The 11,371-nt window shown below is 35.7% G+C and carries 13 protein-coding genes and 1 riboswitch; of the genes, 6 read left to right on the top strand and 7 right to left on the bottom strand.

Annotated elements, in window-relative coordinates; all coding sequences use genetic code 11:
• From J502_RS15085 to J502_RS15095, 3 genes are all read right to left on the bottom strand, one after another.
• A partial coding sequence (locus tag J502_RS15085) for a hypothetical protein (RefSeq protein ID WP_034684945.1) occupies positions 1–255 on the bottom strand: 255 nt, incomplete at its 3' end.
• Between the two features lie 3 nt (positions 256–258).
• On the bottom strand, positions 259–954 hold the full coding sequence (locus J502_RS16405) for a GNAT family protein (RefSeq protein WP_052026711.1): 696 nt from the start codon (positions 952–954) through the stop codon (positions 259–261).
• A 72-nt stretch (positions 955–1,026) separates the two neighbouring features.
• Positions 1,027–1,293, bottom strand: coding sequence for a mobilization protein (locus J502_RS15095; RefSeq protein ID WP_155757387.1), 267 nt, complete (start codon positions 1,291–1,293; stop codon positions 1,027–1,029).
• Positions 1,294–1,502: 209 nt separating this feature from the next.
• Here J502_RS15095 and mobQ point away from each other — a divergent pair, with 209 nt between their 5' ends.
• The 3 genes from mobQ to J502_RS15110 all read left to right on the top strand — a co-directional run bounded on the left by mobQ (position 1,503) and on the right by J502_RS15110 (position 5,008).
• On the top strand, positions 1,503–2,939 hold the full coding sequence (mobQ, locus tag J502_RS15100; RefSeq protein WP_034684951.1) for a MobQ family relaxase: 1,437 nt from the start codon (positions 1,503–1,505) through the stop codon (positions 2,937–2,939).
• Between the two features lie 536 nt (positions 2,940–3,475).
• Complete coding sequence (gene repM / locus J502_RS15105) at positions 3,476–4,405, top strand: replication initiation protein RepM (protein ID WP_034684953.1); 930 nt, start codon at positions 3,476–3,478, stop codon at positions 4,403–4,405.
• Between the two features lie 78 nt (positions 4,406–4,483).
• The gene (locus J502_RS15110) at positions 4,484–5,008 is read left to right on the top strand and encodes a plasmid replication DNA-binding protein (RefSeq protein ID WP_034684955.1); all 525 of its coding nucleotides are present in this window, start codon (positions 4,484–4,486) and stop codon (positions 5,006–5,008) included.
• Positions 5,009–5,290: 282 nt separating this feature from the next.
• Here the strand turns inward: J502_RS15110 and J502_RS15115 are convergent, their stop codons facing one another.
• Positions 5,291–6,745: a SulP family inorganic anion transporter gene (locus J502_RS15115; protein ID WP_004282306.1), complete on the bottom strand. Its 1,455-nt coding sequence runs from the start codon at positions 6,743–6,745 to the stop codon at positions 5,291–5,293.
• 250 nt (positions 6,746–6,995) lie between these two features.
• Positions 6,996–7,205 (bottom strand): hypothetical protein, encoded by a 210-nt coding sequence (locus J502_RS15120; protein WP_004282305.1) that lies wholly within the window; start codon positions 7,203–7,205, stop codon positions 6,996–6,998.
• Between the two features lie 198 nt (positions 7,206–7,403).
• Positions 7,404–7,471, top strand: a riboswitch (Fluoride riboswitch).
• A 110-nt stretch (positions 7,472–7,581) separates the two neighbouring features.
• Here J502_RS15120 and crcB point away from each other — a divergent pair.
• The 3 genes from crcB to J502_RS15135 all read left to right on the top strand — a co-directional run bounded on the left by crcB (position 7,582) and on the right by J502_RS15135 (position 9,711).
• Positions 7,582–7,962 (top strand): fluoride efflux transporter CrcB, encoded by a 381-nt coding sequence (gene crcB / locus J502_RS15125; protein ID WP_034684957.1) that lies wholly within the window; start codon positions 7,582–7,584, stop codon positions 7,960–7,962.
• A 26-nt stretch (positions 7,963–7,988) separates the two neighbouring features.
• Entirely contained in the window at positions 7,989–8,513 is a 525-nt protein-coding gene (gene ppa / locus J502_RS15130; protein ID WP_034684958.1) for an inorganic diphosphatase, read from the top strand.
• A gap of 625 nt (positions 8,514–9,138) precedes the next feature.
• On the top strand, positions 9,139–9,711 hold the full coding sequence (locus J502_RS15135; protein WP_052026712.1) for a sce7726 family protein: 573 nt from the start codon (positions 9,139–9,141) through the stop codon (positions 9,709–9,711).
• On the opposite strand, the gene J502_RS15140 is transcribed toward J502_RS15135, so the two are convergent.
• A complete protein-coding gene (locus J502_RS15140; RefSeq protein ID WP_034684960.1) occupies positions 9,692–10,765 on the bottom strand; it encodes a beta family protein in 1,074 nt (357 codons plus the stop codon). The two genes, J502_RS15135 and J502_RS15140, sit on opposite strands and share 20 nt — an antisense overlap.
• On the bottom strand, positions 10,766–11,371 hold a 606-nt coding region (locus J502_RS15145), incomplete at its 5' end, for an ImmA/IrrE family metallo-endopeptidase (protein WP_034684961.1).

The following is an 11,371-nucleotide window of genomic DNA, read 5'->3' on the forward strand; positions in this document are numbered from 1 at the left end:
TATTAATAAATTATCTGATGTAATACTTTTTCTAAAAAGAGAAGAACTATTATCACTTTTTATAAAATCTTTGAAAAAATAACTTAAAGAAGACATATCCTCTGTAGAGGATATCCATTTCAATTTAACTAAATCTTTTTTAGGTAACTTTTTAAAATTCTCTTTAAATATCTTATATTTTTCGAATACATCATAACTAGATGATTTATTTAGAGAATCAAAGTCAAACCAAGATTCTATTATTTTTTTGTCCATAATTTATACGCCCAAAAAAACTTCTGCTTCTGTACGAGGCAGTTCAAAATATACTAATCCATCCTTAGTAAAAGATGGGACATTTAACATTTTTAGACTTGTGTAAAAAGGCTCAGCCTTAGGTAATGAGTGCAAACAGAAACCAGGATTTAATCCTGTATTATTAACGCAGAAGTGTAAAATCTTATTCAATAAAATTGCTCCAACTCCTTTAAATTGGCGTTCTCTAACATATGGTACTTTTCTATTCCATGGAGCTACAGCAATAAATTCCACATAGAAGATAGGACTATTATTTAAGGCGCCATCTTTTGGTTGATATATCAAACAAGCTCCTTGAGGTTTTTGATCTATATATAGAAAAAACCATTCATAACCATTTTTTTGTGAAAAATGTAGCGCCTTTCCAAACCAATCCCAATGCTCATCCTCAAAGCTAACTTTATCAAAAATCTCTATCAGAATTTCTTCAGAAAAATTATGAGAATCGATCTCTTCCAAAATTTTTAAATTCTCTTCTCCCCATAACGTATCGCATGAAATAGCTGCAACTAGAGAAAATCCTTTACGAATTTCATAAGAGTGATTTTCGCCTGTAATATTATTTTTTATATTTTCCGATACAATAACTGAGGGATTTCCACTTAGTTCAGGAAAAGCACCAGAAACAATTTGTTTTTTTAATTCAGCTATATCCACTAGAATTCCTATAATGATTTTTTAATTAAAAATTAATCAATAAAGATATTAATGATTTAATTATATCCTAAATCAAAGATTAAATAGCTTCCGATCCCGTGAATCTATTAAATATTTATCCATTTGAGCAATTAATTTTGCTCTAGCCTGTTCATCATCTTCGGTAATTTTTAGCATACAGGATCCGATTAAAATCTTGCGTCTGGTATCATCCTTTCGTGCCTGTTCTTTTTCTTTGGCACGCTCTCTTGCTAATGCTGCCTGTCTTTGAGCCTTAAGCTGTTTTAGCTTCTCTTCCTGTGCCTTAATCTTGCTGTCTAAAGTTTCAGTAACGCTCATTAATCCAATACCATCATCCTGGGAAACCATCCCTAACATAAGCGCACTTGAATATGCATTCAAGGTACTATATGTATAGTAATGTTTTCCTCGAAGAGCGCACTTATGCAAACTTCGTTTGCAAGTCCGATTGGGGTCTCCCCAATACCCCGACAACCGTATTCACGGTTGTATTTCACTACGTGAAAATTTAAAAGCGAAAAACAGGCATGGCGATTTACCACTTTTCAGTCAAAACCGTAGCACGATCAGCAGGGCGTTCCGCCACTGCTGCGATTGCCTATCGGGCAGGTGAAAAGATCTATTGTAAACGTGAAGGCCGAGAACATGACTACAGCCGAAAAACCGGTGTGGAATACAAAGAAATTTATTTACCCGAAGGCGCACCACAGCATTTAAAAAACCGGGAAAAACTCTGGAACGAAGTTGAACAAAGGGAAACCCGAAAAAACTCGACAGTCGCCCGGGAATTTGAGATTGCCTTTCCAAGTGAGTTGAATCAGGAACAACGCCTGGCCATGCTCGAAGAACTATGCACCAGTATCGTGGACAGACACCAGGTGGCCGTCGATGCCTGTATTCATGCACCGCATACCGGATCCGGCAGTGATGAACGCAATTATCACGCCCATATCCTGATGAGCACACGTAAGCTCACTCCCGAAGGTTTTACCGAGAAAACCCGGGAGCTCGATCAGAAACACAGTGGAGAAATCGAGCACTGGCGCGAACACTTTGCCGATATCTGCAATATGCACCTGGATCTGGCCGGATCCACCGCCCGGGTCGACCACCGTAGCTACAAAGACCAGGAGAATGGCCTGGAAGCCACCCTGCACGAAGGACCGAAAGTCACCGAACTACGTAGAAGAGGCATCGAAACCGAAATCAGCCGAAGCAATGACGAAATCAAAGAAAGAAATCAGGCTCAGCTGCAATACGGCAAAAATATGGACCTGCTGATTGCTGAAAACGAGATAAAACTCAGTGCATTGAAAACAGAACAGCAGACTCAGATTGAAAATAGTGCTAAAACGCCACCAATTGACGAAAAAGCCCTGTTTGAGGAAAAACAGAGGGAAACCCTTGGCAAAGTGCTAAAACGCGAAATCAGCGCAAAAGACACGAATCTAGACCTGGATTTTATGCAGGATGTTTTTAAAAAGGCAGAAAACACCCTAGGCAAGATGCAAAAGCATAAAAACGAGTTTAGTCAGCAGCTCGCCCAAGACATCGTGAAAAGCGGACTCAAACAAAGTCATGACAAATTACAAAGCCTAGTGGATCAACACAATGAATTAACCCAGAACAAACCCTTACTGTTTGGAAAAAAAGCCTGGGAAGCACAACGTGATGCGATTTACCAAGAACACAAACAGCTAAAAGGCAGACATGAATACCAGAAAAAAAATGGTGTGAAGGATTTATTGGAAAATGACAAATTCAAAGAACATGCCTGGAAACAGTACCAAAAGCAGCATCCAGCCAAAGCCGAGCAATACCAAAACTTATATAAAAACTATCGGGCCATCAAAACCTGTGTGGATGAGATCAAAGCAGAACAACAAATGAAACTTAGACAAGAACAACAGCTCAAAGCACAGCAACATGCACCAAAAATGAAATCTCGTGGCATGAGTCGCTAAACAGAGCGAGTGTCTACGAGCGAACTGAAAAAATTTGCCCATCCCTTTCTCTGATTACAAGCTCCCTATCCATCAATCACCTGCTTTACAGAGCATCCCGAATGGGTGCGAACTTTCCAAGTTTGATTCCTAAACCGAGCGAAGCGAGAAAAAAAAGCTCATGAGCGAAGTGAATTCCGAGTTGCTTTTGCTTTTTCTCAAAGTCACGAAAACATGAACCAAAAATTGCCCCGACGAATCGAGCGAAAGCGAGATTCAATAGAGTTTGAGCGAAGCGAAAACCAAGGGCAATTTTTCATGAAATATGCTTTTAATTATTTTTTAAATTTTTTAAATGTTTTTAACTCGACTGAATCCTTTTATTTATAAGACTTTCAAGCTTTATATAGCAACGTTTCCTCGGTTATATAGCAACGTTTCCTCGGTTATATAGCAACGTTTCCTCGGTTATATAGCAACGTTTCCTCGGTATTTGACAACAAATATTTATTATGTTGTTATAGCAACACAATAAGATTGTTGCTAAATAGAATGACATGACAGACTTAGTCGTAAAATCTAATAAACTTGTACAAGCTTTACAGACACTTACTTTAAGCGAAACCCGTTTACTTCAGCTCGCAATTGTAGACGCTCGTGAGACTGGACAAGGATTATCAACAGATGAACCTTTAGAATTAAATGCTCTTAGATATGCTAAAGCATTTAACGTTTCTCCAGATGCAGCTTATCTAGCGTTAATTGAAGCAGAAGATTCTCTTTTTAAAAGACAATTTACGATTACTAATGAAGATGGAACTTTAACAAAAAGTCGCTGGATTCAAGATGCTAATTATCGGAAGGGTGAAGGAAGAATTTTAGTTACCTTAACTCGTGTGGTAATTGAACATGTCACTAAAATAGATGGGTTTGAACAGTACTTTACTAGTTATCATTTGAAAAAAACTGCTGACTTCAAAAGCGTTTATGCAGTACGTCTTTATGAACTCTTAATGCAATGGAAGTCTGTAGGGAAAACGCCTGTTTATGAATTAAATAAATTTCGTAGCCAACTTGGTATAGGGGTTAACGAATACACTCGAATGGAAGCATTTAAGAGACGTGTTTTAGATATTGCAGTAGATCAAATCAACGAATTTTCAGATATCACTGTTAAATACGAACAACATAAAAAAGGTCGTTCAATCTCAGGATTTTCTTTTAGCTTTAAGCCAAAGAAAGCAACTATTCGATCTATAGAAACTAATAGAAATCCTAATACAACTGATCTGTTCTCGAGAATGACAGATAAGCAACGCCACTTATTCGCTACTAAACTTTCCGAACTACCAGAAATGGGTAAGTATTCTCAGGGTACAGAAAGCTATCCACAATTCGCTATACGTATTGCTGAAATGCTTCAAGATAGTGAAAAATTCCAAGAATTATTCCCTTATCTTCAAAAAGTTGGCTATCAAGCTGCCTAAAATTTATACTTGATCATTTGTCTATTAGGCAGTCTAATAGACAACAACTTTTGACAGAGTTAGGCATAGATTTACAGCATGAAAAGCCTTACAGTTCTTGAGCTTTCTAAGCTTTACAATATCAATAGACAAACGATTTACAACAACATAAAGAAAGGAATTTTAAGTAAAAATTCTGATAATAAAATTGATCTGGCTGAAGCTATCCGTGTTTTTGGCGAACCTTCAAAAAAACTAGATGTAAAAGAGTCTGTAAAAATAGACAGTCCAAATTCGGCAGAAGTTTTACTACTTAGGCAACAGATAGACATGCTAAAAAATCAGCTTGATGATGCAAAAGAGCGTGAATCCTTTTATCAAAATCAAATTGAGACGATGCAACGTCTACTGGAAGCACCCAAACCAAAGATCCAAGACCCTAGTGAACTCGAACTCCCTAAATCAGCTCCCATTGTAGAAATGAAAGAAGAGGTAATAGTCGTTCCACCTAAAGATGACGGATTGACTACTCCAGAGAACAAACGTATCCCTGTTCCAGAACACGTTGAGCCTGAACCTAAGAAGAGGGGCTTCCTGAGCCGTTTTTTCCTTCCTTATGGTTAGCCAGGACTCCACTTTTTTAATGAGCCAATTTCAGTGCAAGCACATGAAATAATGACTCATCAAAAAACCGGATGATGTTTATTAAAACTGAATAAAGTCGTGAAACATTGGTCAAAGAATAGGCGTGGAACGTGAAAAATCATAAAAAAAACCCACCTTGGGGAAGATGGGCTATCAACTAGAAACTACAGCATTGATTTCTAAGTGGAATTATAACGCATTTCGTATAAGGTGTATTATGTTAATTTTAGAGATTCTACATAAATGTAGAATCTCCTGCACTTAGATTCTGGCATGTGTTCCATACTTATCAATCATGATAGAGCTGGCTTCATTTAAGCCACGCACAGTGACATTCACACCATTCTTTTGAAATTTATTTACAACAGAATCAAGCATGGCGACTGATGTTACGTCCCAAATGTGAGAATGGGTCAAATCAATAATCACATCCTTTACATCCTCTTTAAAGTCAAAACCTTGCATGAATTTTTCAGAAGAACTAAAGAAGATCTGACCTCTCAAATCATATAAACGGGCTGTTCCTTCAAAAGATGCTGTCACTTGGATATCATTTTCAAGTTTATTCGCCAAGAACAAGGCTGAAAGCAATACGCCCGTTAATACCCCTAGAGCCAAGTTATGCGTAGCCACAACAACAATCACTGTCGCAATCATGACGATATTACTACTCTTAGGATTATCTTTTAACTGAGTGACAGAACTCCATTCAAAAGTACTGATCGAGACCATGATCATTACCGCTACCAATGCAGCCATTGGAATCACTTTGAGCCAGTCGCTAATAAATACAACCAGAATAAGAAGAAAAATACCCGCAGAGAATGTTGATAAGCGTGTAAGGCCGCCTGATTTTACGTTAATCATAGATTGACCAATCATGGCACAACCGGCCATGCCACCCATAAAGCCAGAAGCAATATTCGCAATCCCTTGTCCCTTACATTCCTGATATTTATCACTTGGCGTATCTGTCATTTCATCCACGATGGTTGCTGTCATCATCGACTCAAGTAAACCTACTGCCGCCAGTGCTACTGAGTAAGGCAAAATAATCATCAATGTTTCAATATTCAAAGGAATATTTGGAATCAAGAACATTGGAAGTGTGTCAGGTAAAGACCCCATATCGCCCACAGTCCGTACATCAATTCCTAAAGCGATTGCCAGTAATGTGATCGCAATGATGCAGACAAGTGGAGAAGGGAGTAATTTTCCTAATTTGGGAACCAAAGGAAAGAGATAAATAATCGCCAGACCTAAAGCAACCAGAGCATATACATGCCAAGTCACATTAATCAGTTCAGGCAACTGAGCCATGAAAATTAAGATCGCTAGTGCATTTACGAATCCAATAACTACAGATTTAGATACGAACCGCATTAACTTGGCGAGCTTTAAATAGCCTGCCAATATCTGAATCACGCCTGTCAAAATTGTTGCTGCAAGCAGATATTCAAGCCCATGTTCTTTGACCAATGTGACCATAAGCAGTGCCATAGCCCCTGTGGCAGCTGAAATCATTGCTGGACGACCACCGACAAAGGAAATCACGACGGCAATACAGAAGGATGCGTATAGACCGACTTTAGGATCTACACCTGCAATAATTGAAAATGCGATGGCTTCAGGGATGAGTGCAAGACCGACGACTAATCCGGCAAGTACATCCCCACGGATGTTAGAGAACCACTGTTCTCGGACATTAGATAACATAAACATAGCCTGTTTTTTAATTTTTCAGATAGGCTAGTGATGTGATATATACAACACACAAGCGACTACACCACATCACTAGACAGTGATGAGTTATTTACAGATTTAAGACGGTAAATAAACTTAAGGTGGCGTAAGTGTCATAAGATGAAGGAACTTTTTAGAGTAAAAAAAATCAGGACAAGGGTAACAGCTAGGTACTTTTTTATAAAGCCTGGATGTTATATCCAAGCTTTGTTTAATCGGTATTTTATGAAGCTTTTAGCTCCCCAAGTAATTGACCTATTTCCAAACGTGTATAGCCACGTTCTTTAAAGATCAAAACAATAGCCTGTTTATAATCTTCAGAAATAGCCGTTTTATATTTATTAATTAATTGCAGCTCAGCATTAAGCTGAAGGTCATTTTTGATCGTCAATACTTCCGTAGAGACTTTATTAAAAATCTTGAAATTAAACATACAGGCGCTCTTTATCAATATTGTAGCGGCCCGACTACAACAAACACCTGTCTCAGCTTAGCTGGACACCCTTTCCAAAAAGATTATAGCAAAAATCAAAATTTTCAACTTTTACTAAACTAAAGATAAAGAAGTATCAAACTTACGTATTTTAATAATATGGGACTATTGAATTAGTTGATCATCTTTTGAATAATAGTGCTCAAAGGAGATGGCTATCCTCCTTATACAAACCGCCTATTCTGGCTGATGATACCTACGTTTCCCTTAAGCAGGGTGCGTAGTCGCGTGCTCTGCTTTTACCAACTGGAGCTACGCGATGTTTTCCCGTCATAAAATTATTTATATCTCTTTCTGCTCATAACCAGGAGCAGTCATGTATCTTTCTCTTTTATCTATTGCTCTCGGTTCTGTAATCGGTGCCTGGCTTCGCTGGGGCATCAGTCTTAGATTTAATAGCGTCTTTGAAAATATTCCCTTCGGAACAGTGATTGTTAACTTAACCGGTGCTTTTATTATTGGATTAGCTGTATCATTTTTTTCAAATAGCGCAATAAGCCCTAATTACAAGTTATTCGTTGTGACAGGCTTCTGTGGTGCTTTAACCACCTTTTCAACATTTTCAGTTGAAATTGTTGCGTTGCTACAAGCTTCAAAGTTTGAATATGCTATCTCAACAATAGCCATCCATGTAATTGGTTCACTGATCTTTACTGTACTAGGAATACTTTCCTATCAATTTTTCACCAATCATTAATAATCAGAATATTAGAAGGTAAAACAATGAGTTTTAAAAATGTTAAAGCAGGTATCAATCCGCCAGATGACTTTAATAGCATTATCGAGATCCCGGCAAACGCTAAACCCATCAAGTATGAAGTAAATAAAGAATATGATGCATTATTAGTTGATCGCTTCCTAAGTACAGCAATGTCTTATCCTTCTAATTACGGTTATATCCCTCAAACATTAAGTGAGGATGGTGATCCCTTAGATGTATTTGTAATCGCTCCACATGCAGTTGCTGTAGGATCAGTAATTCGCAGCAGACCTGTTGGGGTCATGTATATGGAAGATGAAGCGGGTATTGATGCAAAGATCATCGCTGTACCTCATTCTAAGCTCACACCGCTATATAACAATGTTAAAGATATGAGCGACCTTCCTCAGCTTCAGTTAGATCAAATGAAACATTTCTTTGAACATTACAAGGACTTGGAAAAAGGTAAATGGATGAAATTTAATGGCTGGGGCAATATAGAAGAAGCCAGAGCTGAAATTTTAAAATCGATTCAGGCGTATAAATAATTTAGATAAAAAGGGCCTCAAATCTGAGGTCTTTTTTGTGCCATTTAACATAATGGGCGTTATACGAAATGCATATTTTAAACACATAAAAATCAAATACTTGTGTTATAGTGATAATGCTCGACGATGTCGAAAAGCCGGCTTGGAAACAAGTCGGCTTTTTTATGAGCGATTTTGATACTTCTTGCCAATAAAATTGTTTAAAAAATAGTCAATTTTGAGATTTTTCAAATTTTATCAATGCCTCAATGTCCCAAATTATCCACATTTTTTGTGGATAAAATTTAGGCTATTTTGTACGCCTAGGCTTACGTAAATTCCGGTTCTTTACGGCTGTCCAGGATAGGTGAATTTTCCTATGATCAAGTCATCAGGAACAGGATGTTCCATAACATAAAACAAAAATTATAAGTTATTGCACATGGACCAGAAGGTACAACAGCACAATCAGCAACGATGAAAAACCCCGGCAGGATGCCGGGGTTTTTTATTATCTAAACTTTTTTAAATCAGTGTTGGGGAAGTATAAAGTAGTTTATTTAATCAAAGAGTAGGAACTGTAATAAGTAAGTTTTTTCGATTCATCTTGAATTATAATGTATCAAACACTTATATATCCTGAGTCATGATTCCTTTAAATGATTTTGAAATTCGTCAAAATTTAATTCTGAGATTGAATAATCAAAGGTTTAAACCTAGAGCTGTCTTAGAGGAACTTAGAGTACACAATGGGAATGCTATAGCTGATGTTGTTGCTTTATATGAAGAAGCTCATTGCTATGAGATAAAAGGTAGTAATGATAAAATTGAAAGAATTGTTAAACAGGGCTTCTTTTATGATACTAGTTTTAGGAAAATAACATTAGTTACAACTGAAAATCATCTAGAAAAAGCCCAAATTTTAGCTCCTCAGTATTGGGGAATTATACTCGTGAAAAAAGTTAAAGATAAATGTACTTTTAAGTCTATTCGTACAGCAAAAAATAATCCAAATTTCACTAAAAACCTAGCCTCTCTAATGCTGTGGAAAAGTGAAATGCTTCAATTATTAGAACATCAAAAACTTAATTCTAAGCCAAGAGAGTTCCTTGCAAAGAAACTCTCTGACTCTAGAAAAAAAGTAGAATTAAACTATGAAATTTGTAATTTATTATTTGATAGATATAAAGATCAATATTCTAGAGAAGAGCATCTCTAAGCATATATGTCATATGAGCATTAATTAAAGGTGCTACAACCATGTTAGGTAGACTAGCTGGAGGAATTCTTTTCGATCTTGCATCCAAGAAGCTATCACCAGATGATGAAGCTGAAGTTCTAAAAAAGCTTTGGCTGCATATCTGAGCAGCTAAATCGAAATACTGTTCTCTTCCATAAGTTTTAATAGCTTTTCCTCTTGTTATAAAATGCTTATTTTCATATGAGTATATTAACTTAGCAGCCATAATATTTTGTAAAGTTCCACCTGATAAATCTAAATCAGAATAATTTGGAGTAATGACTGTATAATCCCCAAAAGTTAATTCATTACTGATTTCATATTTTTTAACTTTTTCAAATATATTCATCTCATTACGGACAATAGTTTTATTTTCACCAGTGGATAATAGGTCTCTAATTGAAGCAGGAATACATGAACCTGTAGTAATTACCCTTCTAATATGTATAGAAGGATATTTATTTAAAAAACCATCATGAAAATCAAAAATATGTTTAGCAACTTTATCAGAATCTAAGTGATTACATATTCGAGCATCAAAAACTAAATCAACTTTATCAAATAATTCTATTGCAGGTTCTAATAAATCTTCTAAATCTATTTCAACACTTTCAAAATCTTCAAAATCTGAAAGAGTAAATCTTAAAGCCAAAATAGAAGAACTTATTAGACCAGATTTTTTTAATTTAATAACCGTATCTACATGCTCTTGAGATCGATCTATACCTACAACAGGGATTACAGGTAATCCTTTTAATTCATTAAGGAAAAATTCATAGTTGTGTTTTCCATCAATTTGTAAATCACTATCTAGATCATAGTTGTCAAAATAGAATTCTTGAATTTCACTTAAGTGAGTTACATATTGTTTAACTTTAGTTTTAAATGCTTTTTTAATTTGATCTGTTGTTTTCTTTAAATCCAAAGGATAGTCAAAAAAAGGAGTAACAAATTCAAATAATGAAGAGTCTAAATTCTTTAATGCAAAAATCTCATTTTGTTTAGCTTTTAAAAATGGAACATATTTATTCATTTATATTATCTCTTTTACATCAATAGATCTTATAAGCTTACTATGTAAAGAATAGTTGTTTTCTTCATGTCTTAATAAGCCTGCAATAATAATAGGATTTATACCTATTGATTCTGAAAATTCAATTAAAACATTTATATCTTTTGAATATTTAGCTGGACAGTTTCGCCACTTATCTCTAGAAACAAAAGATTCCTTAGCTAACTTATTTGCTTGTAATTCAACCTTATCTTGAGTTTCTTCTTCAAAATTATCAACTATTCCCTGCTCTAAAAGTTCGTTATGTAAAACAATATGAGCAAGTTCATGCATTAACGTGAACCAGTAATTATCTAACCTTGAATATCTTAGACTCATTGCAATAACTGGATTACCTGATTCTAATAAAAAAACACAGCCATCTAGCTTCATAGATGGAATATAATCTTCATAGATTAATATAATTCCACTTTTAGCTAAAATTTCGGGTATTTTTTTAATATTATTGGGATCAGGACTTAAAAGGGCTACTTCTTTTAAAAATTTTTTGTCTATAGATTCATATTTAGGAGTATCATTTAGTAAGATACTTAATTGAGCTTTACTCTTTACTTTAGATAGCCATAA

Source organism: Acinetobacter sp. 1294596, assembly GCF_000582925.1.
Taxonomy (GTDB): domain Bacteria; phylum Pseudomonadota; class Gammaproteobacteria; order Pseudomonadales; family Moraxellaceae; genus Acinetobacter; species Acinetobacter radioresistens.